Below are 26,934 nucleotides of genomic sequence, written 5' to 3'. Positions count from 1 at the left end.
AGATGCATAAATTTGAAATTGACACTGATTTCTTATTAGACGATAAACCTATTCAAATATTGTCTGGTGCCATTCATTATTTTAGAGTTCCTAAAGATGACTGGTATCATTCGTTATACAATTTGAAAGCACTCGGTTTTAATACAGTTGAAACCTATATTCCGTGGAATTATCACGAACCTCGGGAAGAACACTTTGAATTTAGTGGCGAAAAAGATATTCAACACTTTATTCAATTAGCTGAAGAATTAGGTCTGTATGTGATTATAAGACCATCTCCATTTATATGTGCAGAATGGGAATTTGGTGGTTTACCTTCATGGTTGCTCAATTACAAAGACATGAGAATTCGTTCGTCAGACCAACGATTTATCGATAAAGTAGACCGATATTATACACAATTATTTAAAATTTTAAAGCCGTTACAAATTGATCATAATGGACCGATTATCATGATGCAGATTGAAAATGAATATGGCTCATTCGGTGAAGATAAATCATATTTAAATATGATTAAAGATTTAGTGATTAAACATGGTACAACAGTGCCGCTATTTACTTCTGATGGTGGATGGGCACAAACGTTGAGAGCGGGCAGTATGGCTGAAGATAATATTTTACCAACCGCAAACTTTGGATCTAAGACTGATTTAAACTTTCAAAATTTAAAATCATTCCATGATGAATTTCAGAAAAAATGGCCACTCATGTGTATGGAATTTTGGGATGGTTGGTTTAACCGATGGGGCGATGACATTATTAAACGAGAAAGTGATGATTTAGTTGCCGAAGTAAGAACTTGCGTTCAACAAGGACATATCAATTTATACATGTTCCATGGTGGTACGAATTATGGATTCTGGAACGGTTGCTCAGCTAGAGGTACGGTAGACTTACCTCAAATTACTTCTTATGACTATGATGCACCACTTAATGAAATGGGCAATCCGACTCAAAAGTATTATGATTTGCAGAAAATGCTCAAAGAAGAAATACCACATATCGAGCAATCAGAACCTTTAATAAAAGATTTTATTGAATTGGATCACATTCAACTACAAGATAAAGTCAGTTTGTTTAATGTTCTAGATGAAATATCGTACAAGACGACTTCTAAATATCCAGAGACGATGGAAGAAGCGGGCGATGGACTTGGTTACATGCTTTATCGTACGAAAATACACAAAGATTCACCAGTTGAAAAATTTAGAATTGTTGATGCACGAGATAGAGTAAAGATGTATATCGATGGTAAACATGTTTATACGGCTTATCAACAAGAAATCGGCGATGCTTTTGAAGTTGAGTTACACTCAGAAGAACCTCAGATCGATATACTCGTTGAAAATATGGGGCGTGTCAATTATGGATATAAATTGCTCGCGAGTACACAAAGAAAAGGTTTAGGACAAGGTTTAATGCAAGATTTGCACTTTGTTCAAGACTATGAACAATTCCATATTCAATTAGAGCAACTAAACAAGGAGCATTTTGAAAAGGAATGGATTGAAGGGACACCTGCATTTTACAGGTATGTGTTTACGTTAAATGAAGCAAACAATACGCATATTGATGTAAGCGCTTTCTCGAAAGGTGTAGTATTAGTGAATGGCGTGAACATAGGTAGATATTGGAATGTTGGACCAACAGCATCCTTATATATATCAAAAGCACTGCTTCATGAAGGGGAAAACGAAATTATTATTTTTGATACTGAGGGGACATATAACCAAGAAATTAATTTGGTGAAAGAACCTAAATTTATTCAAAAAAAGGGAGAGATTTAAATGACAATTATAGCGAATAGAATTGATGGTAGGCTGATTCACGGGCAAGTAGCAAATTTGTGGACGACAAAGCTAGATATTACAAGACTTATGGTTATTGATGATGTAGTCGCAGAAAGTACAGTAGATAAAAGCGGGCTTAAATTAGCAACGCCAGCTGGTGTTAAATTAAGTGTATTACCTGTTAAAAAGGCAGCTGATAACATACTAAATGGTAAATATGACTCTCAAAGATTAATGGTGATTGCCAAAGGACCTGAACAATTTTTAGAACTTGTAAACTATGGTGTAAAAATTGATGAGTTAAATGTTGGTAATATGTCTCAAACAAATGAAACAAGATCAATTAAACGTTCGATTAATGTTACGGATAAAGATATAGAAACATTTAAAGAACTTAACAACAAAGGTATTCGAATTATTTCGCAAATGGTTCCAAATGATAATAGTGAAGATTTCATGTCATTGATTAAATAATATTTAAACAAAAAGGGGTTTTTAATTATGGAAATATTATGGTGGCAAGTTCTGCTTTTAACATTATATGCGGGTTATCAAATATGGGATGAGCTTCATCTTTATTCTTCAATAAGCCAACCCGTATTCGCAGGTTTAATTGCAGGGTTAATAATGGGAGATGTAACAACTGGTTTAATTATCGGTGGTAGTATGCAGTTAACAATTTTAGGGGTTGGTACATTCGGAGGTGCATCTAGAATTGATGCGAACTCAGGTACAATTTTAGCGGTAGCTTTCTCAGTTGCATTAGGTATGCAACCGACGCAAGCAATTGCTACATTAGCCGTACCTGTTGCGAGTTTGATGATTCAAACAGATATTCTAGCTCGATTTACAAATACATTCTTTGCACATCGTATAGACGCTAAAATCGAACAAATGGATTATAAAGGAATTGAACGTTATTATATTGCAGGTATTATTCCATGGGCATTATCAAGAATGATTCCAGTATTCTTAGCATTAGCTTTTGGTGGTTCTGTCGTTAAAACAGTTGTGAATTACTTGAATGCTGACTTAAAGTGGCTTGGAGATGGATTAACAACTGCTGGAGCTGTACTACCAGCAGTCGGTTTTGCAATCTTATTGAGATACTTACCTATTAAGAAACATTATATGTATTTCATTTTAGGATTTGTATTAACAGCATTATTAGCTACAGTATTTGATGGTATGAGTGGTTTAGGTACAGCTGTATCAGGACTTGATAAGAAATTTGATGCGGTATTCAATCCTCTACCTATGTTAGCCATTGCGTTAATCGGATTTTCATTTGCTGCAATGGAATACAAACGTACTTCTTTAGCAAAACCAGTACAACCTGGAGAAATGAATACTTCTAATTCTCAAAATGATGATGAAGGGGAGATTGAAGATGACGAACTATAATCAAAATGTTGATCCTAAAGAACAAAATGTCACAACAGAAGGTCAGTATAAATTAACTAAAAAAGATTTTAGACAAATTAATAGAAGAAGTTTATTAGGGTTCCAAGCCGGATGGAACTATGAACGTATGCAAGGATCTGGCTATTTATTTATTATGCTTCCACAATTACGCAAAATTTATGGTGACGATACACCAGAATTAAAAGAAATGATGCATACACATGCTCAATTCTTCAATACGAGTAACTTTTTCAACACAATTGTAACGGGTATTGATATCGCGATGGAAGAACAAGAACAAATTAAATCTAAAGAATCTGTAAGTGGTATGAAAGTAGGTTTAATGGGACCATTCGCCGCAGTAGGTGACTCTATATTCGGTTCATTAATTCCAACAATTTTTGGGGCGTTAGCTGCCAATATGGCGATTAACGGAAATCCGTTTGGTGCTTTTATATGGTTAGCAGCACAAATTGCCGTTATGGTCTTCAGATGGAAACAATTAGAATTTGCATATAAAGAGGGTATATCTTTAGTAACAACGATGCAACATAAGCTTGAATCATTAACAAATGCCGCTACATTGCTTGGGGTATTTATGGTCGGAGCACTCGTCGCCACGATGGTTAAAGTTCAATTTGCTTGGGAACCAAAAATTGGTGATTTAACGGTTAATATTCAAAATAATGTCGATATGATCTTGCCAAAATTATTACCATTAGCAATTGTACTAGGTATTTATTGGTTATTAGGTAAAAAACATATGAATTCAACACGTGCAATCTTTATCGTTATCATTGTAACGGTTATATTATCTGCACTAGGCGTATTAGCGAAAATTTAATCAATAGGAGTTTTCACAATGGGAAAATTAATTTTAGCAAGTCATGGTTCAATGTGTGAAGGTTTAAAAGAAAGTGTCGAAATGATATTAGGACCACAAGATAATATTGAAACTGTTGCACTTTTACCAGATGAAGGACAAGAAGACTTTGAAAAGAAATTTCTAGCAGCAATCAATGATGAAGAAGTAACTGTATTTACAGATTTACTAGGCGGTACACCAGCCAATGTCATTTCTAAAACTTTAATGAATGGAAAGCAGTTTGATTTATATGCCGGAATGAATTTGCCTATGGTTATTGCATATCTAAATGGAGAAATGTTGAATCAAGAGGTGGACATCATTAATGAAACGCAAAAAAGTATCGTAAAAGTAAATGATTTACTACAAGACTTAGACGAAGATGATGAATAACGATTAAAATTAGTCAATAAATGCTGTTACCCTTTATAATAAAGTAAAGATAAAAATGAGGGATGCATAATGAAGAATGAAAAAATATACGACATGCCAGTATCAAATGTTTATCCACATTACGTCACAAAAGCTGAGAAAAAAGGTAAAACAAAAGCAGACGTAGATGAAATCATCATTTGGTTAACAGGTTATAGTCAAGAATCATTAGATCAGCAGTTAGAGAACAAAACTAATTTTAGAACATTTTTTGAAGAAGCACCAAATATGAATCCAAATCGTAAACTGATCAAAGGCATCATATGTGGCATAAGAGTTGAAGAAATCGAAAAACCACTTATGCAAGAAATTAGATACTTAGACAAATTAATAGATGAGTTAGCGAGAGGTAAGAAAAAAGAAAACATATTTAGGTGAATATAAAGTAAAAGCATGGGATAATCTCCCATGCTTTTTTAATGATATGCTACCCAAAGTGTCCACTGATCTTTTTCTATTATCGGAGAATCGTCTCCTACATATTTAGGGAATTGTGCTACAAATGAATTTAATTCTTGGTCTGATAATTCAAATAGAATACTACGACCTTTTCTTGATAAATAATCATGCTGTAATGATTCTATCGTTGCATATGTTTGTCTAATTTCATTAATTTTTAAAGTTTCAACATTATTAAATCCAACATCATATAATGCCTTTGTAACATCTGCTTCTGAATGTCTTCTCTTTGAATCAAAATCCCGCAGTTTTGGAAAGTGCTCATATAAATATCCGCGTAGATTGGTTGAAGAAGCGGGAATCGCTAAATCTTCAATAGTTCGATCTTGAATGACAAATATGCTGTTATCTTTTAGAATACGCTTTGTTTCTAAAAAAGCTTTTTGTAAATCTTTAATATGATGAATGAGCGCTCTTGAAAGGATAAAATTCTGTGACTGGTTGGCTAAATGATTATTGAATATATCTCCAACTTCAAATTCTATATGGTTATTGTAAGCTTGTTCATTAGCTGATGCGATCATTACTTCAGATTGGTCTATACCTAAGACATGCTTGAATCCAAATTCACTTAATTGATTTGTATAAATGCCGCCACCACAACCGATGTCTAGTGCATTATCCTTATCAATATTAGATTGTTTGATGATGCTTCTTATCAAAGTTACCCAATTATAATCAACCTTTCGTCCACTATACATATACTTATTATGCTCATCATGAAATATATTATTCAAAATATCATCCCCTTTCCTTACACCATACACCTAAATGGATAGTTGTAATAATACACATAACTTATGAATAGCTATAACAAGGTGTTAATTTCAATATGATAAAATAAAATTACTATGATTACGGAGTGGTGAGAATGGAGACTTGGGATTTATACGATGAAAATAGGCAGTTATTAAATGAAACGATGACAAGAGGAAATGAAGTACCTGCTAATCGATATCATCTTGTGATTCATGTCTGTATTATTAATAAGCAGGGACAATTACTAATACAAAAAAGAAGAGATGACAAACAAGGATGGCCAGGTAAGTGGGACTTCTCAGCAGGAGGTAGTGCTGTTCAAGGTGATACAAATAGAGTTGCAGCAGAACGAGAAACATATGAAGAACTAGGTATTCAATTAGACTTGTCTAATCAAAGACCACATTTCACAATTAATTACTATGATGCATTTGATGATTTCTTTGTTATTCACGAGGAAGTAAATATAGAAAAACTAAGCTTTCCAACAGAAGAAGTACAAGAAGTAAAATGGGTTACAAAAGATGAATTATTAGGCATGATTAAAGAAGGTTTATTTATTCCGTATAGGAATAGTCTTATTGAATTTATATTTGAAATGAATATCGGTTTAGGAACAATACGAGAGTAAAGAAACAGTAAATCTGTTTCTTTTTTTTGCGTAAATTTTATTATTTAAATAAAGTTTTCGAAATAGTGTGATTATTACTTTTCCATTTATTAATCTAGTATGCACTCGTACAAAATATGTCTCACTAATAATTTGTATAATACAACAATTCTTTATAGCTATATAAAACGGTGTATATTACGAAACAAATAAATACTATTAAATGGATAAATATATTCTAACATTGCCTTAAATGTAATTTTATAACATTACTAAAATCTTATATAAATATAAATCGATTGTATATTATTAGATTTTAATAAAAGAAAAATAGTGCAAAATTAAAATTATGTAGTATTATAAAAGTGTATTTAATTAATTTGGGAGGAGTAAGACATGAGAGAAAAGAGAAGATACTCAATACGCAAATTTACAGTTGGAGCAGGATCAGTTTTAATAGGTTTAACGCTGTATTCGGGAATAAATACAGTAGAAGCAAGTGAAAATAATTTTGAAACATCAATTAAGGTTACAAATAATTCATCAGAAGATGATGGAACTTCAGAGAAAAAAGAAGTCATAAAAGATAATGACTTAAATACTGAACAAGTACAAACACCAATAAAATCAACTGGTCAAGATACAAAAGTTAATGAAACAACTGATAATACGGGAAATAACTCAAATGAATCTTTAGGTGAAGAATCAACTCTAGAACAAGAGCATAAAGAAGATACTAGTGTTTCAGAAGGTGCTTCTATTGTTGAAAATAATGAAAAAATAACAAATGAACAAGAGGAAGCTACATATGATGACCAATCGTCTCAAGAGCATCCAGTTAAAGATAGTGACTTAATAGAACAAAATACAGAAAAAGCAACAGAAGTACAAACAGAACAACAGAGTGAACAAGAAGTTTCTTCAACAGATGAACCAAATGTAGTAGACATTAATCAATCTTCAGATACTAGTGAGAAAGTTGAAGATGCTACAGATACAGATGGAAACAGTTCATCAGAAGTTGCTAAAGAATCTGAAGATACACAAGGTAGTGTAGAAGACAGTCTAGAAAAAACAGAACTTGATAATACAGAAGGATCAAATAATGAAGTAGATACAACAAATAACGCTTCAGAAACAAATATTAAAGTGGATGAAAAAATTAGTGAAGATGTACCATATTCGGAAGATATAACGGATAACGTACAACCGGAATCTTTAAATTCGAAAGAAGAGAACATTAGCATCAATGCTTTAATAGACGTAGAAGTTCTTAGTAATAAGAAGCTTGACGCTACACATAGCGATGGTAAATTGCAATTAAAAATGAAAGGTAGATCGTTAGTAAATCTGGGAATTGGAAGTACTTACCCTACTTTCCAGTTGCCTTCTCAGTTTAAAGATTTAATGTCAAATCCTAATTTTAGAGACGCAGTACGAATTGATTATGAAGCACGTGATGTTTTGAATTTAAAGTTGTTGGATAATAAATCAATTATGGGGAATGATTTAAATATTGATCCTAATACTGGTGTGATATACGGCAAGATATCAAGTTTAGTTTCTCTTAGTATTGGTACTAATATGGCGTATATTTTAACGTTAGATTTAAATGAATTAACAGATGATGGTATTTTACCAGGTTCTGACCAACCAGGTAGTCACGAGTATAACTTTAAATCTGATGTTGGAACAGGAATAATAAATCTTGATTTATTAACAAAAAATGGTAATGAAGATTCTATAATTATTGAAGTTGACCCAGAAGCAGAAGACGAGAATGACGATGACAGCACTGGTGATGAACCAGACCCAGAAGAAGAACCAAATGATGACTCAGAAGAAACGGATCCTGAGGATGACAATTCAGATGCTGGATCCGAAGAAGACACTAATGATGACAGCACAGAAGAAGAACCAGGTGAGGATAACGATGAAGATTCCGACACTGGATCCGAAGACGAAGGTAATACAGAAGACCCTGATTCAGATGTAGGCGAGGATGAAGACTCAGAAGAAGAACCGAATACTGAAGAAGATACTGACGCAGAAAACGGTACTGAAGAACCAGACGAAGATTCGAATGATAACGATGATACTGATTCAGATGTAGACGAGGATGAAAACTCAGAAGAGGAACCAAATAGTGAAGAAGACAATGGTGACAACAACACAGAAGAACCAGGTGAAGATGCAGAAGACAATTCCGACACTGGATCCGAAGAGGAAGATAATTCAGAAGACACTGACTCAGATGTAGGTGAGGATGAAGACTCAGAAGAAGATCCGAATACTGAAGAAGATACTGACGGAGACGACAACTCAGAAGATACAGAAGAAGATTCGGATGTAGACGAAGAAGAAACGGATTCAGAGGATGACAATTCAGATGCTGGATCCGAAGAAGACAATAATGATGACGGCACAGAAGAAGAACCAGGTGAGGAAAACGATGAAGATTCCGACACTGGATCCGAAGACGAAGGTAATACAGAAGACCCTGATTCAGGTGTAGGCGAGGATGAAGACCCAGAAGAAGAACCAGGTGAGGATAACGATGAAGATTCCGACACTGGATCCGAAGACGAAGGTAATACAGAAGACCCTGATTCAGATGTAGGCGAGGATGAAGACCCAGAAGAAGAACCAAATGAAGACTCAGAAGAAACGGATCCTGAGGATGACAACAACCCAGAAGAATCAGAAGAAGATTCGGATGAGAACGAAGATACTGATTCAGATGAAGGTGAGGAAGAAGACTCAGAAGAAGATCCGAATACTGAAGAAGATACTGACGGAGACGACAGTACTGGTGAAAATGAAGATTCTGAGGATAATTCTGACACTGGATCCGAAGAGGAAGATAATACAGAAGACACTGACTCAGATGTAGGAGAGGAAGAAGACTCAGAAGAAGATCCAAATACTGACGAAGATGCTGACGGAGACGACAACCCAGAAGAACCAGACGAAGATTCGGATGAGAACGATGATACTGATTCAGATGTAGACGAGGAAGAAGACTCAGAAGAAAATCCAAATACTGACGAAGATGCTGACGGAGACGACAACTCAGAAGATACAGAAGAAGATTCGGATGTAGACGAAGGAGAAACAGATCCTGCTGAAGAAAATAATGATACAGTTGAAGAATCAGAAGATGGTTCTAATACTGGTTCTGATGAAGACAACAATAAGGGTGAAGACACTGAAGATGAAAAAGGTACTGATTCGGAAAGTGATAATAACCCAGATGCTGTTGGAGATTCAGTTCCAAGTGAAGATACAAATGCAAACGGAAATAATTATTCGGATGTAGAGGAAGATCTAGAAGGAAATAATGCTACTGATGAAAGCACAAATTCAGAAACGGTTGATAGTGATTCTGTAATAGATGCTGATAACAAAACAGCAGAAGTGAATGACTTAAATAAGGACTTTGGTTTAGGTAACGATAGCAATGAATATAATCAAGACCTGATAAATATTAGTTCAAGTAATCATGACACTACTACAAATTTTGTAGCGAACGCTGATACAGAAACAGAAATATCGGATGATGAAAATAACGATGGTAAGTTACCTGATACTGGAGAAAATAACAATAATAATGGTACTTTATTCGCAACATTATTCGCAGGATTAGGATCTATTATGCTATTTAATAGAAGAAAAAATCGTAAAAAAGAATAATAAGTGCTTAAATTTGATTGTGGCCGGGGTAACATAGTTTATCCTAGCCACAATTTTTATTAAAAACTGGACAATCTCAAAGTGAAGATAATATTGCAAAAGTCATTTATTAAAATCCCTATACTATCTCTAATCATCATATTGCTATCACCTTTTGAATGTTATAAAATATTGTAAAAATGACAATTTTTGTATAAAGGAATGGTTAGGGATATGGTGATTTCAGCTGATGGTATTATTGCTAAGATGAAAAATCAAAAGATTAACTATGATAAGGTTATGCGTAAAATGATTTCTGAATGGGAACGTTCTGAAACAAGACCTTCTATTTTAATTCATAGTTGTTGTGCGCCTTGTAGTACTTATACGTTAGAGTTATTAACACAATATGCAGATGTTGCGATTTATTTTGCGAATCCAAATATTCATCCGAAAAGTGAATATGAACGTAGGGCGAAAGTTCAAGAAACGTTTGTTGAACAGTTTAATGAGCGTACAAATTCTAATGTTAAATATATTGAAGCAGCCTATGAACCTCATAAATTTATGAAAATGGTTAAAAGTAAAGATTTAGCTGATGAAAATGAAGGTGGGCTAAGATGTACGGCTTGTTTCGAAATGCGTTTAGAACTCGTTGCAGAAGCGGCAGCTGATCTTGGATATGATTATTTTGCGAGTGCGTTAACGTTATCACCTAAGAAAAATGCACAATTGATTAACGAACTTGGTATGGATGTTCAAGATTTATATCATGTTTATTATTTACCGAGTGATTTTAAGAAGAACAAAGGGTATGAAAGATCGATTAAAATGTGCAATGAGTATGAAATTTTTAGACAATGCTATTGTGGTTGTGTGTTTGCAGCTATGAAGCAAGGTATAGATTTTAAAGAAGTGAATAAACAGGCTAAAGCTTATTTAGAATCATGTAATAAAAGTTGTATGTAATTTTATTTGCAATCCTAGGATAAAACAGATATGTTGAAAGAGTATAGAAATTAAATAATTTTAAACCACTGGAAGTGCCTTTATAAAGGCTGAGATTAAAGTGATACCTTTAAAATTCCTTGAACCTGATCCAGCTTATACTGGCGTAGGAAAGTGGCGTATTGATTTTAAGGTACTCATGACGCTATTTTCTTAATGAAAATAGCGTTTTTTTTAATTATAAGGAGGATTTATAAATGAAATTTACAGATAGAGTATTCAATAGAGTTGAACCGATTTGGCAATCTTATATGGAACATCCTTTTATTATAGGATTAGGTGATGGCACGTTAGATCAAGAAAAATTTAAACATTGGTTGAAGCAAGATTATATATATTTAATAGAATATGCGAGACTATTCTCAATTGGTGCATCTAAATCAACTGATTTAAAAATGATGGCGACTTATGCTGATTTAGCGAATGGTACATTAAATACTGAAATGTCATTACATAGAGGTTATGCTAAGCAATTTGGTATATCAGAAGCGGAATTAGAAGAAACAGAACCGGCTCAAACGACTGTTGGCTATACGAGTTATATGTTGAATATGGCACAACAAGGTGGTATAGAGAATGTAATTGCGGCTATTTTGACATGTACTTGGAGTTATAATTATATAGGTTTAAAATTAGCTGAAATTAAAGGAGCATCGGACCATCCTTTATACGGAGAATGGATTAATATGTATGCTTCAGATGAATTTAGTCAGTACAAAGAAGGTTGTATTCAGTTGATGGATCAAGTTGCAGAAGGTAAGACAGAAGCGGAATTACAACGCTTAGAAGACATTATTGTTAAAACGAGTTACTATGAATATATGTTCTGGGATATGGCTGAACATTTAGAAACATGGCCAGTACCGGTTAAATAAATTAAAAAGACAGAAGCATGCACAACGCTTCTGTCTTTTTTAATACTATAATTTGCCTTCGTAGGCTTTTATTAAAGTTTCTACATCGAATTTTTTCATCTTAAGGAATGCTTTTGTAACGTTACTGATTTGTTCTGGTGTGCCTTCTTCTGCCATTTGATCCATGATTTTAGGGACAATTTGCCAAGAGACACCGAATTGATCTTTGACCCATCCGCATTGTTCTGCTTCTGGTACAGCAGATAATTTATCCCAATAATAATCAATTTCTTGTTGGTCTTCTAAAAATAGCATTAATGAAATACCTTCATTTAAGTTGAATTCATGTTTATGTGCACTATCAAGTGCGACAAAATATTGGTCTTCTAATTTAAATTCTGCATGAGCGAGTGTATCTGGCTTGTCTGGCTCCATGCCTTCTGGGTAATAAAATTTACTAATATCACCACTGTTTTTAAATACGCTTGTGTAGTAGTTAATCGCTTCTTCAGCTCTACCAACATTATCATTAATGAACATAAATGATGGTCTAATACGATCATCGAATGGTTGGTCTGTGATGAGGAGTTGCCATGAAACACCAAACTGATCTTCTAACCAGCCATATTTTTCACTAAAGTCATAAGCACCAAGTTCCATCATAATTTTCCCGTTATGTGCGAGTGCAGTCCAAACTTTGTCGAGTAACGCTGCTTCAGATTGATTGAAAAGTACTGTAAATGATATGGAAGGATTTTTCGTGAAATAGGGACCAGCATTGATTGCCATAAATTTATAACCAAAAACGTTAAAAGTGAGCTGCTTTGCATCTCCGGATGGTGTATCTGTAAACGTTACATCTGAAATGATTTCTGATTCTGGAAAAGTTTGCATATAATAATCGACGGCTTCTTGCGCTTCGTTATCGAACCATAAATGCGGAACAATTCTTTGATTATTCATTTCTTCATCTCCTCAATCCTTTTTACTTATTATACCCATCGTTATAAATATAAACATTTAGTTCATTGAGAGTTTATTGATTTGTGTACCATCATGATTAAAATTACTTTCATCTAGCCATTCTTCATAATGATTTTTGATAGATGGCCATTCTTTATCAATGATAGAGAACCAATCTGTATCACGGCTTCTTCCTTTATATACGAGTGCTTGTCGAAAAGTACCTTCATATTTGAAACCAAGTCTTTCGGCAGCGTGTTTTGAAGGTGCGTTTAAACTATCGCATTTCCATTCATAACGTATATATTTTAAAGATTCCAAAACGTATCGAGCAAGTAAATATTGTACTTCAGTAGCAATGCGCGTTCTTTTAAGTAGTGAAGAATAATGAATGTGGCCAACTTCTATCGTTGAAGCTTTAGGATTAATTCTTAAAAGTGACATTATACCTAATGCTTGATGTGTTTCTTTGTCGACAATCGCAAAGAAATAAGGATCTTTAGAAATGATTCTTTCTTCGATTAATTGCGTAAATGAAGCTTTATCGTGAATCGGTTCATGAGGTAAATACGTCCAGTTTGCATCATTTTCTGATGAACATAATAAAGGGAATAACTGATCGATATGACTTTCGTTTAAATGTTCAAGTTTACTGTACTTACCTTCAAGTAATTCAACATTAGGCATATTCGGTTCTTTAAATGATTCGACTTCATCACCAATTGGTTGATTAAAAGTATTATATCTCATAAAAAATCCTCCTTTATTTTTATCATAGCATAAAATAAAGGAGGTGAAATTTACGAGCGCGAGTACCTATGCATAAATTTAGTAACGCTTAAATAAACTAAATGAACAATGATTAAACTTGCGACAGTATCAGAAAAGAAGTGTGCACTTAAATAAATTCTTGAACACATCATAGACAAAATTAATATCGCAGTAATCCATTTAACTGTTACATGATTGTATAACGCAAGTATGAGAAAAATAGCTACAAATAATGTTAGTGTATGCATACTTGGAAAGCTGTATCCATCAATTAAATCAGAAGGTCTTGGTCGTTGAATAATATACTTTAACGCTGTTCCGATAAATAGTGATAAGAAAGAGAATATTAAATACTGTAGCAAATTTCTTCTATTATAAAAGTATAATCCAATTAATAATACGCATATTAATATACCACTATGTAGAGGTGAAAATATAAATGAAATAATGGATAGATAATTATGTAATCTAAATGCTAATGTTTCGGTTTGTATAAATTGATAGACATACTGATCAATAGGATTGATATAATTTGTAAAAATCAATGACACGATTAAAATTAATAAAATAGCATAACAAATAATGAGCTTGGAATCTTTCTTCATTGTGCTTAAAGCTCCTTTGAACGTAAATATTTAGACTTTTTTTCTATTGTAAATATAAAAATAATTTTAAACAATAGGACTTTAGGACTACCTAAATATCATTTAGTAATATACTTAAAAGTGCTATCATAGTAATTATAAATAAAAACTAGGAGTGTGACTATGAAGCTAACAAGAAAAGGTAAAGTAACTATTATTATTGCAGCTATTGTCTTAATTGCTGGTATATTTGTAACAGTAAAGGCGATTAATATAAATAACAAAGTTTATCAACCCATCAATAAACAAGATACAAAACATGTGAAAGAAAAAATTAATAACAATAAGCCGATTTCTATCGCAATTTTTGGTGTAGATTCTAACAAAGAAAGAGAATCAGAAAATATAGGTGAAAGAACGGATTCAATTATGTTAGCTTCAATTAATCCTAAAACTAAAACAACGAAACTCGTTAGTGTTCCACGTGATATGGCAGTAAATATTCCTGGATATAGTAGTCATGATAAAGTTGCACATGCATATGCATACGGTGGATCAAAAACAGCAGTACAAACATTAAAAAATGAATTCAATATACCGATAGATGGGTATATAACAGTAGATATGGATGGCTTTAAAAAGACAATCGATGCCTTAGACGGTGTAAATGTTAAAAGTAATAAATCATTTACTTTTAACGGTACAAAATTTAAAGCTGGAGAGAAAGTGAAATTAAATGGTCAAGAAGCATTAGACTTTGTACGCAGTCGTAAAGAAGCGGGCGCTGGAGATGATGAAGGAAGACAAGAAAGACAACGTATTGTAATAGAAGCAACAAGTAAAAAGCTTAAAAATAATTTGAATGTCAATAATTTCAATGAGTTGATGAATGTTGCTCAAGATAACATTACAACAAGCTTTAATTTAAATGACACAAGAAAACTAATTACTGACTATAAAAGTGCAACAGAACATTTTGAGAAGATATCTATCGATGGTGTGAATCAAGTAGAGAGTGATGGTATTTGGTATTTCGAAGCAGATAAAGGTGCGAAAGAGCAAATTGTGAAATCGTATAAAAATAATTTAAAAAGCTAACATTTGGATGTATCAATTTACTTAATATGAAATGGGGTTATTTAAGTGACTTCAATTAATGAAGTGAAGATTGAACAAAATATGAATCACCTTATTCAAAATTACGGTATTCAACTATTAAATTATATGAGTGATTGTGAAAGAGAAGAAAAAGCAATACTTTCAGCGTTTGAGAAAGTGGATAGTCATATTATTAAAGCATCTCTAGAATTGTTGAAGCAAAATAATCTTATCAATGTTAGAACTGAAGAGATTATGCCCCCAAACATCTATTATCATCTTACGAAAGATGGCGAGTTGATTTTGCAGATGATTTATAAGTTTGAGTCATTAACCTTTGAGTAGGTTACACAATAATAAATAGCTGTTGTTTTGAACTTTGAATAATTTTTAATACAATAACACATAGGAGGGATCGTCATGAATAAAGATTGGCAATCGCAATTACCTATAGATGATATTAAAGAGCTCATACCAGTAAGTGGTGGAGATGTGAATGAAGCATATAGAATTGAAAGACAGAGTGGAACGGATTTTCTACTTGTTCAACATAATAGAAGCGAAGATTTTTACGCTGCCGAAATTGCTGGTTTAGAAGCATTTGAAGAAGCGGGTGTTACAGCGCCTGTTGTTAAAGGTTACGGTCAAATTAATGGAGATGCGTATTTAATACTAAGTTATCTTGAAGAAGGTCGTCGAGGTAGTCAAAGTGAACTCGGCAAACTGGTAGCGAAATTGCATAGTCATTATCAACAAGATGGTAAATTTGGATTTCATTTACCTTATCATGGTAGTGATATTACGTTCGAAAATGGTTGGAAAGATACATGGATTAATATATTTGTCGAGCAACGTTTAGATCAATTAAGAGACGAAATTGTAAGAAGAGGACTTTGGTCTAAGGACGAACTTCAACAATTTGAACAAGTACGTACAGTCATTATTGAAGCCTTAACAGAACATAAAAGTAAACCGTCATTACTACATGGAGACTTGTGGGCAGGTAATTATATGTTCTTATCAAACGGGGAACCAGCATTATTTGACCCTTCACCATTATATGGAGATCGTGAATTTGATTTAGGAGCAACAAGAGTCTTTGGTGGTTTCACGGATGCATTTTATAAAGCTTATGATGAAGCATTACCTTTAAGTAAAGGTGCAAATGAAAGAATTAAATTTTATGAACTATACTTATTGATGGTGCACTTAGTGAAGTTTGGTTCAATGTATGCAGGTAGTGTTCAGAGAACAATGGATGACATATTAAATGATAAGTAAAAGGATTGGGATAAAAATTTATCCCAATCCTTTATTTATTGTGTTGATATTGTATAGTTGCTGTTAAATGAACATTATCTTCACCTATATTACGATAAGTATGTGTTACGTCAGATTCAAAACGTATAGCATCATCTTGACGAACTATGTGTTTAACGCCATTGATATCGATTTCAAGTGTACCGCTATGAACGATAATGTACTCTTCAGATCCATTGTGATGGCCTTCTGATATCATTTCAGCTCCACTTTGTAAAATCATATTAAACATTTCAAAATTTTTATCAATATTAAATGGGAAATATGGGTATATCGTGACGGATTGATTATCGTTATATATAGGTGTAATGTCTGATTTAGACACACAATTAATGTTATCTTCTTTGTTAGAAATTAAATCGGATATAGGTAAATGTAAGCCATTTGCTATTTTCCATAAAGTTGTAATGGTAGGATTAGATTGTCCATTCTCAATTTGATTGAGCATTGTTTTGCTAACACCTGTCAATTTAGATACTGTGCTTAGGCTTAATTGTTGCGATGTTCGGTACTGTGACAAATTATGCGCAACAATTGTATGGATATCTTTCATAAATATAAACACTCCTATTTACTTTATAACGAACGCGTTGTACAATATAGTGTGTTCTTTATAACGAACGTTAAGAACAGTATAACAGAAATTCAATTTAGGGAGATAATAAAAAGATGGATCATATAAATAGAAGTAAAAAACAAACTTTAATATTATTTATTGGTATCTTACTAATTGGAGCAAGTTTAAGAGCACCTATAACTTCAGTAGGGATTGCATTACCTTCAATTAAAGAAACTTTAAATTTATCCAATACATCTGTCAGTTTAATCACAATTATTCCATTGCTTTCATTTGCAGTAATTTCACTATTCGCTGCTAAAATTAGTCATAAATTTGGATTAGAACGTACAGTTTTTGGTGCACTCATATTAATTTGTATAGGTATTGCTTTAAGGGCGATTACTGGAGTCTCTTGGTTATATGTCGGTACGATATTAATAGGTGTAGGGATTGCGTTTGGAAATGTGTTAACACCAGGTATCATTAAAATGAACTTCCCGTTACGTATAGGTATCATGACAGGTTATTACACAGTTGTGATGAATATATTCGGAAGTGCTTCATCATATGTGACAGCACCACTTGTTAAACATTTTAATTACAACATAGCAATCAGTTTAATTGGTATTGTAACGTTTATAGGTATTATTATATGGTCATTCCAGTTAAACAAACATGAAACAGTTAATAGTTCTCAAACAACGACAAATATAAATGTTTGGAAATCACCATTGTCATGGCAAATTACACTATTAATGGGTGGTCAATCAATGATATTTTATTCATTGATAAATTGGTTACCTGAATTTTTATTAAGTCATGGTACGCCGATTAATGAAGCGGGTATTTATTTATCGATTCTTCAATTAGCCATTATTCCACTAACTTTTGTCACACCTATATTTGCTGAAAAAATGAAGAACCAAGTTCTGATTACTTTTGTGACAGGATTACTTTTCGTATTAGGTATACTAACGTTAATGTTACAACCTAACTGGGCATTTTTAGGTATTATATTGATTGGTATTGCCAGTGGTTTAGCATTTGGACTTGTTAATACATTCTTTGGATTAAGAACAGAAAATGGTTTAACGGCAGCTAAATTATCAGGTATGTCACAGTCAGTAGGGTATTTATTTGCTGCGATTGGTCCATTACTATTCGGTATACTGCACGATGCTACAAATAGTTGGAATACGTCATTTGGCATACTGCTTGTTACGTCAATTATCATTATGATTATAGGATCACGTGCTGGTAGAAATATTACAATAGAACAAACTTTGGGAGCGAGACATTAAATTAATGTCTCGTTTTCTTTATTTCTATTTATTAATTATAAATAAATTACAATATTATGAACAAAATACATATAATTTTATAAAAAAAGGAAAACGCTTTCTAGTAGTGCTTTATTTTCTGATTATTTATAGTATAATTGTCCCATGAAGTTTGAATAAAATTAAATAGATAAATCTTAACTGAAAAGTTTGTAATGAGGAGTGACATGAAAGAATGGAAGACAATCATTTAAAAAGGGGTCTGAGTTCACGTCAAGTACAGATGATTGCACTTGGTGGAACAATAGGTGTTGGTTTGTTTATGGGTGCTTCAAGCACTATTAAATGGTCGGGACCATCTGCAATATTCGCTTATTTAGTAGCAGGCCTTTTCTTGTATTTAGTAATGAGAGCAATGGGAGAATTAGTTTATTTGTATCCAACTACAGGATCATTCGCCAACTATGCGAGTGATTATTTACATCCAGTAGCTGGTTATGTAACAGCTTGGAGTAACATATTCCAGTGGATAGTAGTAGGTATGAGTGAAGTAATCGCTGTTGGTCAATATATGCAATACTGGTGGCCAGATTTACCAACATGGATACCAGGGGTAATAGTAGTAGTAACTTTAGCTGCAGCAAATTTAACGTCAGTTAAAGCTTTCGGTGAATTTGAATTCTGGTTTGCAATGATTAAAGTAGTAACAATTATTTTAATGATTATAGCTGGTTTCGGTCTAATCTTCTTTGGACTTGGAAATGGCGGGAATGCTATAGGTTTAGGAAACTTAACAGAACATGGTGGATTCTTCCCTAAAGGTATCGTAGGTTTCTTCTTTGCATTATCAATGGTTGTAGGTTCTTATCAAGGGGTAGAATTAATAGGGATTACAGCTGGTGAAACGAAAGATCCACAGAAAAATATTAAAAAAGCCGTTAATGGTGTAATTTGGCGTATTTTAATCTTTTACATAGGTGCAATATTCGTTATTGTAACAGTTTATCCATGGGATCAATTAGGTAACGTAGGTAGTCCATTTGTTGCAACATTCGCAAAAGTAGGTATCACAATTGCGGCAGGATTAATTAACTTTGTTGTTATAACAGCAGCAATGTCAGGTTGTAACTCAGGTATATTCAGTTCAAGCCGTATGGTTTATACATTAGCTCAAAAAGGACAAATGCCTCGTATTTTCACAAAAGTTATGAAAACAGGGGTACCATTCTTTGCAGTATTAGCAATTTCAATTGGTATTTTTGTAGGTGTTATTTTAAATATTGTATTACCATTAGTGATTGATGGTTCTGAAAATATCTTTGTGTATGTATACAGTGCATCAATACTACCAGGTATGGTTCCTTGGTTTATGATTTTATTTAGTCATATTCAATTTAGAAGAAATCATTCAGATGAAATTAAAGGTCATCCATTCAAGATGCCGTTTGCACCATACTCTAACTATTTAACATTAGGATTCTTTATCTTAGTATTAATCGGTATGTTGTTCAATTCAGAAACACGCGTTTCTGTTATTATCGGTATTGTATTCTTATCCGTAATGACAATTGTATACTTCTTAAGAGGTTATCATAAAGAAGATAAAGGTGAATATTAAGCCTTTAACATAAAGCGTCTAGAACAGAAAAGTTCTAGACGCTTTTTCGTATTTTCAGAAATATGGGGGTGGGATGAATATTTTAGATGAGGGGAACTTGTGAGTGGGGTGTGACTAGCAATACTTATGGCATTGTATTTATCAAGATTGACCAAACAAGATAAATAGGAGCTCTGTATTTATCAAGATTGACCAAACAAGATAAATAGGAGCTCTGTATTTATCAAGACTGGCCAAACAAGATAAATAGGAGCTCTGTATTTATCAAGACTACCCAAACAAGATAAATATGAGCCTTGTATTTATCAAGATTGACCAAACAAGATAAATAGGAGCTCTGTATTTATCAAGACTGGCCAAACAAGATAAATAGGAGCTCTGTATTTATCAAGACTGACCAAACAAGATAAATAGAGGCGTTGTATTTATCAAGACTGACAAAACAAGATAAATAGAGGCGTTGTATTTATCAAGACTGAGCAAACAAGATAAATAGGAGCGTTGTATTTATCAAGACTGAGCAAACAAGATAAATAGGAACGTTGTATTTATCAAGACTGCCCAAACAAGATAAATAGGAGCATTGTATTTATCAAGACTGAGCAAACAAGATAAATAGGAGCCTTGTATTTATCAAGACTGTCCAAACAAGCAACATAGAACGCTCGTATGTTGCAAGACTACTTAAACAAGCAACATAGAACGCTCGTATGTTGCAAGACTGCCCAAACAAGCAACATAGAACACCCGTATGTTGCAAGACTGCCTAAACAAGCAACATAGAGCCACCGTATGTTGCAAGACTCTCCAAACAAGCAACATAGAGCTCGTCTCCCTCAAATTTCCCATATGAAAGAGACTGGAATGCAATATTCCAGTCTCATTATTTTATATAAACAAGTATGGTTATTGATCTTGATGTATTGCTTTAATAAAGTCTACAAATTTTTCTCGGAATTGTTCGTTTTGTGCATGCATACATACTTCTACTTTACCTTCATCGCTAAATTCTGTGTATGTACATCCTGCTGCTTGTCCTTCTGTTATGACAGATACATCGGCACGCTCTGTTGTAAACATTTCTGGATATAATAAGTAGAAAATTGTACATAAGTCATGAATGATATGTTCATGTTCTTCGCCGGCATTAACATCGTTGTAAGAAGATAACATATCTATAATGATGTTTCCAAAGTCTCCTTGTGTTTGAATGATATTTAAATCATCTTTATTGATCATAGTTTCTCTCGTTACATCAAGTCCACACATTACGATTGGGACATCTTGATCGAAGACAATTTTTGCTGCATGTGGGTCTACAAAAATATTAAATTCTGCAACGGGCGTAGCGTTTCCTCCAACTGCTGCGCCACCCATTAATACAATTTGTTTAATGTTCTTTTTAGTTTCAGGAAATAGTGAGAATAACAGTCCTATATTTGTTAGTGGTCCAATTGGTACGAGTGTAATAGGTTCTTCAGAATTTAAGATGGTATCTCTCATTGCGATAACAGCATGTTCTTCTAAAATATCATTATGTAAATTGGTCTTGATGTGAGCATTTCCTATACCATTTTGACCATGTACATGTTCTGCTGTTTCAAGTGTATTGATGAGTGGTTTGTCTACACCTTTAGCAACTGGAGTATTTAAATGAAAGTAACTTACAATATCTAATGCATTTTGTGTTGTACGTTCAATGCCTACATTACCACCAATAGTTGTGATTAATTTTACATCTAATTCTTTACTATGTAGTGCTGCAGAAATCGCTATAATATCATCAATTCCAGGGTCCGTGTCAATAATAATCGGGATTGTCATGTTGTTCGCTCCTTTATCGATATGATATATATAGTATAACAAAGTACAATTATAATTACGGAATGTACGATTAATAGCATTTTTTGAAAATAAGACAGAAGGCAGAGTAACCTCTAAAAATAAATGACGTATTGTTAAAAAAGTATATAATGGTGTTAAAGGTTAGTATCATGCGTTTGCAACTTCAAGTTGCTCAGGGTGCAAAGTATAGTATCGGGATATTTTAAAGTAGTCGTTATATAGTAAACATAAGGAGTTGGTTGATATGAATATTGGAGCTAGAATTAAAGAAGAGAGAGAAATTAATGGATGGTCTCAAGAAGAACTTGCTAACAAATTACATGTCACAAGACAAAGTGTTTCTAAATGGGAACTCGGCAAAGTATATCCAGGTATAGATATATTGGTACAAATGAGCGATATCTTTGATGTATCTTTAGATGAGTTAATCAAAGGGGATAAAAATTTAAAAAACACGATTATTGAGACTTATCGAAATGACCCTAACCATAATCAAAATTATTATGATCGTCCGATGAATGGTTGGGAGTTCTTATCAAGATTTTGGTGGCTCGTATTTCCATTCGGAGGTATTATAATAGGTATCATTAACGCGCTCTTACAATAAATAGAATAGGTGATGAATATGGATAAACATTTATATATAGCACATGGCTATACTGCAAACAGTAAAAAGCATTGGTTTAAATGGTTAACAGAACAAGTTGACGATATAGATAGTAAAATATTGGACTTTCCTAATTCATCAAATCCAGTGTTAGAAGATTGGAATTCAACTTTACTAAATGAAGTAGATATAACGAGTGGTAATAATGTAATCGTTGCACATAGTTTAGGTGTTGTGACTGTATTAGATTATCTATCTAGATATGAAGGAGAATGGAATGTTAAAGGACTTGTTCTTGTGGCAGGCTTTTATGAAAAGATTCCTAACTTGAATAAAATTGATACTTACATGGATCAAACACAAGTAGATTTTGAGAAGATTATTAAACAAGTACCCAACATTGTGAGTGTCATAGCGTCTAATGACCGTTTAGTCCCGAGAAATTTAAGTGAACGATTGGCAGAAAAGCTTCAATCTACAGAGGTTATTGTTGAACATGAAGGGCATTTCTGTGATTCAGACGGTTATACTGAGTTTCCAGAAGTTGCTGAAATCGTAAATGATATGTTTCATAAATAAAATATATACAAAAAAACGCCCCTGGCTATTGCCGGGGGCGTTGGATTAATGTGTTGAATAAAATTTTAATACTGCTTATATATTATGCAGTTACCCATTGTGAAGGGCCTGCAGTGTTGTATAATTTAACAGCTGCTGCATCTTGTACTGATTCTGGAGCTTCTGTTGGAGATTTACCTACCCATTCAGATGGTGCTACTGAATCCCAAGTGCTTTGTAAGAATTGGTATTTACCTGCTGCACCTGAAGTTGGGTTAACAGCTTTTAAGTCTCCGCCAGATTCACGTTGAGCAATAAGTTTTAAGTGATCATTAACATTTACACTTGAACCTTCAGAAGCTGAAGATGTAGATGTTTGAGTTGTTTGTGTAGTAGTTTGTTGTGTTTCTTGTTTTGGTGCTTCTACTTGTTGAGGTGCTTCTTGAGTTGCTTGTTCATTAGCTGTGTTGTTTGCTGCTGGAGCTGGAGTTTGTTCAGCTACGTTTTGTTCAGCTACTGGTTGTTGTTGCTCAGCTACAGGAGCTTGAGTGCTTTCAGAGTCAGCTGCATTAGTTGCATGGTATTCCCAAGTAAAGTTATGACCATCTGATTGGAAGTTATACTCGAAACCATCTAATGTGAAGTTAATGTTATATGCGCCTTCTTGAATCGCATGTTCATTAAGTTCTGGTGAATTAGATTGAGCTAATTGAGCTAATTGCTCTTTATTTATGTCCTGTTCAGCTGCGTCTGCTACTTGTGTAGATGCAACACCTGTTGCTCCGATTGCTACTGCTAATGATGAAGTTAAAAATGCTTTTTTCATAATTTTAAAACCCTCCGAATAATTTTTTTATTTATAGTATCTTTTTTAAGATGATAATTTCTTTGTTAGTTAAAAATTCTTCCCTTAAATTTGGGACAAGACAACAATAACATATATAGAGGCTTTGTAAATTACAGTCAAATAACAAAAGATTACAATGTAGAAGAAATAATGTAATAATGAATTACGTTCGTTATATTTTGTAATATTACACCTAAGTTTACCGATTGTATACAATTGGATGATAAAATAGTCGGATTTTATATAATGAAATAGAATCCTTTCATGACGGTTTTGAAAGTAGATATATAAAATTTTAAAGTCGATTTCATTACTAGGAAATAAGGTCATAGAATAAAAATGTAAAATTTTAGATGTGTAAAATGAATCAATCATATTTTGATTATGAAAAGTTCATAGCAAGAATTTAATGTTTCTTATAATGCTTCTATAGTTAGTGCGCGTAAGTTTCAGCGTAATTTTGACGATAATAGACTGAATTATCAGTAATATTACTAGTGATATACCTACAATCCTCTTGTGTAATATTTTTGATATCATTGTAATATTTTTGTAACATTAAGGTGTACAATTATACTAAAAGGGAGTGATGATAATGAATAAAATAACTAAATTAACAATTGCAACAGGAATTTCTTTCGGAACAATTTTTGGTATTGTAGATTTTCCTGGTCAAGACAGTCATGAAGTTGAAGCAGCCACAACACCTTACTACACTTATAAAGGTTACACCGGTCATGACGGTAGTTTTATTTTAGATTCAGCTTTCATCAATGCTTTAGTGTATAAGAACGTTACAATGAATAATTATAGAATTGTTCAACCACAATCTTATGAAGGAAATATTTATACGCATAGAACTTCATATGATCAAACATTCTATTTTGGTGGAAAATATGAAGAAGAATATGCTGCAAGTGCTAAATTTCCGGTGAAAAAGCATCACATTTCAAAAGCACAAATTCTTAAAGCTTACGGAAATGATTATACTATAGAAGAAACTCGTAACGGAGATGAATATAGATTCCTAGTAGGTGGCAATCTTATCATATTTACAATAGATGATAATTACGTCACAACAGTTAATATTGGTGAGAATTTAAAATAGCATAAAGACATTGAATTATTATTTTTACAACTATATAATGAAACTAACTTAAACGAACGGAGGTGTTTTAGATGTTTCTTTTAGCTCAAAGTTGCAGATTTTTCGTAATCGTACGCAACAAATTTGCGGATGTTCTTCCAAAATTGGCGGAGTATGTCTTTTTTGAAGAAAAATATAGCTATAAGGAATGTCTAACACCAGCTTCCTTATAGACCGATTTTGGAGGAAGCAAAATGAATGTTATTAATATGTCTAAACTATCAAAGTCTTACACAGGTGATCTCATCTTTGAAAATATTAAATATGACTTGAATGAAGGAGATTGTGTAGGACTAGTTGGAAGAAATGGTGAGGGTAAGAGTACATTATTGAAATTGATGGCTGGTATCGAAGTGCCGACAGAGGGGCAAATAAGCTGGCAAAAGAACATTTCAATTGGTTATTTAAACCAGTTACCACAGTATGAAGCAGATAAAGAAATTTATGAATGCTTATCAGAAGTATTTAAAGAAATCAATCACGTCTCTCAAAAAATGAAATTTTTAGAAGATGAAATGGCAAATAATGCAGATGATTTAGAACGTTTATTAAAACAATATGGCGCATTGCAAGAAACATTTGAAGAAATAGGTGGGTATGAAAGAGATGCACTTATTAGAAGAGTTAGTCATGGTTTGAAAATCAATCAATTATTAAATCAAACATGGGGGAAACTCTCTGGTGGAGAACGTACTAAAGTAGGACTTGCACAAATATTATTGCAACAGCCTAAACTACTATTATTAGATGAGCCAACGAACCATCTAGACATTTCATCAATTGATTGGCTAGCAGATTTTATTAAACAATATAATGGTGCAGTTATGATCGTATCGCATGATCGATACTTCTTAGATGAAACAGTCAATCAAATTTTAGAAATCGATCAAGGGCATCTGCACATTTATCACGGTAATTATAGTTATTTTGTGAAAGAAAAAGAAGCACGCATTATACGTGAATTTGAAGCATATCAGACACAACAGAAGAAAATTAAAAAAATGGAAGATTCCATTAAACAATTAAGATTGTGGGCGAGTCAAGCAAAGCCACCGAATGCTGCAATGTATAAACGTGCGAAAAGTATGGAAAAAGCATTAAATAGAATTAAAAGACTAGATAAACCAGTACTAGAAAATAAAAAAATGAATGTAAACTTAACAGAAGGACAGCGTGTCTCAAATGATGTGATTGAATTCAAAAACGTTTCTAAAATGTATGAAGATATACTATTCGAAGATATCGATTTACTTATTAGAAGAAAAGAACACGTATCCATTATCGGTAACAACGGTACTGGGAAAAGTACACTATTAAAAATGATGATGCATCAAGTAGAACCAGACGATGGAGAAGTTCATTGCGCTTCAAACTTAAGAATAGGTTACTTATCTCAACATACGTTTGAAAATATAGAAAATCAAACAGTCATAGAAACTTTTAGGGATGTCGTGCATGTAACAGAAGGACAAGCAAGACACATACTTGCACAATTTATGTTCTATGGAGAAGATGTATTTAACAAAGTGGAAAGTTTAAGTGGTGGAGAAAAAATGAGATTAAGATGGGCACAAATCGTTAACCAAGACTTTAACGTGCTCATACTTGATGAACCAACAAACCATTTAGATATAGATTCAAAAGAAACAATAGAAGAAGCACTGTTAGAATACGAAGGTACCGTAATAGCCGTATCACATGATCGATATTTCTTAAATAAACTATTTGATATAACGTATTTACTACAAGATAAACAACTAACAAAATATGAAGGAAATTATGATTACGTAAAAGAGAAGTTATCATAATAAAAATAAAGCGACGCCCGAAAAAGGCGTCGCTTTTCATATTATATATAGGTTTTGTATCTGATTTTGGGCCGAA

Annotated in this window: 26 protein-coding genes and 1 riboswitch; of the genes, 19 read left to right on the top strand and 7 right to left on the bottom strand. The window is 33.1% G+C overall.

What is annotated here, in order from left to right:
• Positions 1-2 precede the first annotated feature (2 nt).
• The 6 genes from LQ622_RS10065 (at position 3) to LQ622_RS10040 (ending at position 4,869) form a co-directional block, all read left to right on the top strand.
• The gene (locus LQ622_RS10065; protein WP_239775091.1) at positions 3-1,787 is read left to right on the top strand and encodes a glycoside hydrolase family 35 protein; all 1,785 of its coding nucleotides are present in this window, start codon (positions 3-5) and stop codon (positions 1,785-1,787) included.
• Positions 1,788-2,264, top strand: coding sequence for a PTS sugar transporter subunit IIB (locus LQ622_RS10060; RefSeq protein WP_037590373.1), 477 nt, complete (start codon positions 1,788-1,790; stop codon positions 2,262-2,264).
• Between the two features lie 27 nt (positions 2,265-2,291).
• Positions 2,292-3,194, top strand: a complete 903-nt coding sequence (locus LQ622_RS10055) for a PTS mannose/fructose/sorbose/N-acetylgalactosamine transporter subunit IIC (RefSeq protein ID WP_025906947.1) — start codon at positions 2,292-2,294, stop codon at positions 3,192-3,194.
• A complete protein-coding gene (locus LQ622_RS10050) occupies positions 3,181-4,038 on the top strand; it encodes a PTS system mannose/fructose/sorbose family transporter subunit IID (RefSeq protein WP_037590374.1) in 858 nt (285 codons plus the stop codon). Before LQ622_RS10055 ends, LQ622_RS10050 begins: the two co-directional genes overlap by 14 nt.
• Positions 4,039-4,056: 18 nt before the next feature.
• Positions 4,057-4,452: a PTS sugar transporter subunit IIA gene (locus LQ622_RS10045; RefSeq protein WP_206166673.1), complete on the top strand. Its 396-nt coding sequence runs from the start codon at positions 4,057-4,059 to the stop codon at positions 4,450-4,452.
• Positions 4,453-4,521: 69 nt separating this feature from the next.
• A complete protein-coding gene (locus LQ622_RS10040; RefSeq protein ID WP_239762701.1) occupies positions 4,522-4,869 on the top strand; it encodes a DUF2200 domain-containing protein in 348 nt (115 codons plus the stop codon).
• A gap of 38 nt (positions 4,870-4,907) precedes the next feature.
• Here LQ622_RS10040 and LQ622_RS10035 read toward each other — a convergent pair whose 3' ends face one another.
• On the bottom strand, positions 4,908-5,687 hold the full coding sequence (locus LQ622_RS10035; RefSeq protein ID WP_206166674.1) for a class I SAM-dependent methyltransferase: 780 nt from the start codon (positions 5,685-5,687) through the stop codon (positions 4,908-4,910).
• A 134-nt stretch (positions 5,688-5,821) separates the two neighbouring features.
• Between LQ622_RS10035 and LQ622_RS10030 the strand changes: the two genes are divergently transcribed.
• The 4 genes from LQ622_RS10030 (at position 5,822) to tenA (ending at position 11,874) form a co-directional block, all read left to right on the top strand.
• Positions 5,822-6,340 (top strand): NUDIX hydrolase, encoded by a 519-nt coding sequence (locus LQ622_RS10030; protein ID WP_239740128.1) that lies wholly within the window; start codon positions 5,822-5,824, stop codon positions 6,338-6,340.
• 375 nt (positions 6,341-6,715) lie between these two features.
• Positions 6,716-10,012, top strand: coding sequence for a YSIRK-type signal peptide-containing protein (locus LQ622_RS10025; protein ID WP_239762703.1), 3,297 nt, complete (start codon positions 6,716-6,718; stop codon positions 10,010-10,012).
• Between the two features lie 216 nt (positions 10,013-10,228).
• Positions 10,229-10,960, top strand: a complete 732-nt coding sequence (locus tag LQ622_RS10020) for an epoxyqueuosine reductase QueH (RefSeq protein WP_037590558.1) — start codon at positions 10,229-10,231, stop codon at positions 10,958-10,960.
• A gap of 60 nt (positions 10,961-11,020) precedes the next feature.
• Positions 11,021-11,129, top strand: a riboswitch (TPP riboswitch).
• Positions 11,130-11,196: 67 nt separating this feature from the next.
• Positions 11,197-11,874, top strand: a complete 678-nt coding sequence (gene tenA / locus LQ622_RS10015; RefSeq protein ID WP_239762706.1) for a thiaminase II — start codon at positions 11,197-11,199, stop codon at positions 11,872-11,874.
• Positions 11,875-11,919: 45 nt separating this feature from the next.
• Here the strand turns inward: tenA and LQ622_RS10010 are convergent, their stop codons facing one another.
• The 3 genes from LQ622_RS10010 to LQ622_RS10000 are packed head-to-tail and all read right to left on the bottom strand — an operon-like array spanning position 11,920 to position 14,192.
• The gene (locus tag LQ622_RS10010) at positions 11,920-12,816 is read right to left on the bottom strand and encodes a VOC family protein (RefSeq protein WP_204173727.1); all 897 of its coding nucleotides are present in this window, start codon (positions 12,814-12,816) and stop codon (positions 11,920-11,922) included.
• Positions 12,817-12,873: 57 nt separating this feature from the next.
• On the bottom strand, positions 12,874-13,566 hold the full coding sequence (locus LQ622_RS10005) for a GNAT family N-acetyltransferase (protein WP_239762708.1): 693 nt from the start codon (positions 13,564-13,566) through the stop codon (positions 12,874-12,876).
• 50 nt (positions 13,567-13,616) lie between these two features.
• Positions 13,617-14,192, bottom strand: coding sequence for a phosphatase PAP2 family protein (locus LQ622_RS10000; protein ID WP_239762710.1), 576 nt, complete (start codon positions 14,190-14,192; stop codon positions 13,617-13,619).
• A gap of 162 nt (positions 14,193-14,354) precedes the next feature.
• Here LQ622_RS10000 and LQ622_RS09995 point away from each other — a divergent pair, with 162 nt between their 5' ends.
• From LQ622_RS09995 to LQ622_RS09985, 3 genes are all read left to right on the top strand, one after another.
• Positions 14,355-15,269, top strand: coding sequence for an LCP family protein (locus LQ622_RS09995; protein ID WP_037590549.1), 915 nt, complete (start codon positions 14,355-14,357; stop codon positions 15,267-15,269).
• Between the two features lie 45 nt (positions 15,270-15,314).
• A complete protein-coding gene (locus LQ622_RS09990) occupies positions 15,315-15,614 on the top strand; it encodes a winged helix-turn-helix transcriptional regulator (RefSeq protein WP_037590548.1) in 300 nt (99 codons plus the stop codon).
• A gap of 75 nt (positions 15,615-15,689) precedes the next feature.
• A complete protein-coding gene (locus LQ622_RS09985; protein WP_239762711.1) occupies positions 15,690-16,550 on the top strand; it encodes a fructosamine kinase family protein in 861 nt (286 codons plus the stop codon).
• A gap of 31 nt (positions 16,551-16,581) precedes the next feature.
• Here LQ622_RS09985 and LQ622_RS09980 read toward each other — a convergent pair whose 3' ends face one another.
• The gene (locus LQ622_RS09980) at positions 16,582-17,142 is read right to left on the bottom strand and encodes a helix-turn-helix domain-containing protein (protein WP_239775089.1); all 561 of its coding nucleotides are present in this window, start codon (positions 17,140-17,142) and stop codon (positions 16,582-16,584) included.
• Positions 17,143-17,258: 116 nt separating this feature from the next.
• Between LQ622_RS09980 and LQ622_RS09975 the strand changes: the two genes are divergently transcribed.
• Both LQ622_RS09975 and LQ622_RS09970 read left to right on the top strand, forming a co-directional pair.
• Positions 17,259-18,449, top strand: a complete 1,191-nt coding sequence (locus LQ622_RS09975; protein WP_037590545.1) for a CynX/NimT family MFS transporter — start codon at positions 17,259-17,261, stop codon at positions 18,447-18,449.
• Between the two features lie 214 nt (positions 18,450-18,663).
• Positions 18,664-20,046, top strand: coding sequence for an amino acid permease (locus LQ622_RS09970; protein ID WP_126477317.1), 1,383 nt, complete (start codon positions 18,664-18,666; stop codon positions 20,044-20,046).
• 906 nt (positions 20,047-20,952) lie between these two features.
• Here the strand turns inward: LQ622_RS09970 and LQ622_RS09965 are convergent.
• Positions 20,953-21,870 (bottom strand): nucleoside hydrolase, encoded by a 918-nt coding sequence (locus LQ622_RS09965; protein ID WP_239763358.1) that lies wholly within the window; start codon positions 21,868-21,870, stop codon positions 20,953-20,955.
• A gap of 265 nt (positions 21,871-22,135) precedes the next feature.
• On the opposite strand from LQ622_RS09965, the gene LQ622_RS09960 reads away from it, so the two are divergent.
• Positions 22,136-22,498 (top strand): helix-turn-helix domain-containing protein, encoded by a 363-nt coding sequence (locus tag LQ622_RS09960; RefSeq protein WP_206166687.1) that lies wholly within the window; start codon positions 22,136-22,138, stop codon positions 22,496-22,498.
• An 18-nt stretch (positions 22,499-22,516) separates the two neighbouring features.
• A complete protein-coding gene (locus LQ622_RS09955; protein WP_239763365.1) occupies positions 22,517-23,077 on the top strand; it encodes an RBBP9/YdeN family alpha/beta hydrolase in 561 nt (186 codons plus the stop codon).
• Between the two features lie 82 nt (positions 23,078-23,159).
• Here LQ622_RS09955 and LQ622_RS09950 read toward each other — a convergent pair whose 3' ends face one another.
• Positions 23,160-23,882, bottom strand: coding sequence for a transglycosylase family protein (locus LQ622_RS09950; protein ID WP_239775087.1), 723 nt, complete (start codon positions 23,880-23,882; stop codon positions 23,160-23,162).
• A 616-nt stretch (positions 23,883-24,498) separates the two neighbouring features.
• Here LQ622_RS09950 and isaB point away from each other — a divergent pair.
• Together isaB and abc-f are read left to right on the top strand one after the other, a co-directional pair.
• Positions 24,499-25,011: an immunodominant staphylococcal antigen IsaB family protein gene (gene isaB, locus LQ622_RS09945; RefSeq protein ID WP_051575469.1), complete on the top strand. Its 513-nt coding sequence runs from the start codon at positions 24,499-24,501 to the stop codon at positions 25,009-25,011.
• A 233-nt stretch (positions 25,012-25,244) separates the two neighbouring features.
• A complete protein-coding gene (gene abc-f / locus LQ622_RS09940; RefSeq protein WP_239775085.1) occupies positions 25,245-26,858 on the top strand; it encodes a ribosomal protection-like ABC-F family protein in 1,614 nt (537 codons plus the stop codon).
• The last annotated feature ends 76 nt before the right edge of the window (positions 26,859-26,934 follow it).

The sequence above is a fragment of the Mammaliicoccus sp. N-M50 genome, assembly GCF_022386995.1.
GTDB classification, from domain to species: Bacteria; Bacillota; Bacilli; order Staphylococcales; family Staphylococcaceae; genus Mammaliicoccus; species Mammaliicoccus sciuri_A.
Note: the sequence above shows the minus strand (reverse complement) of the source record. Positions and strands in the feature narration are given on the sequence as shown.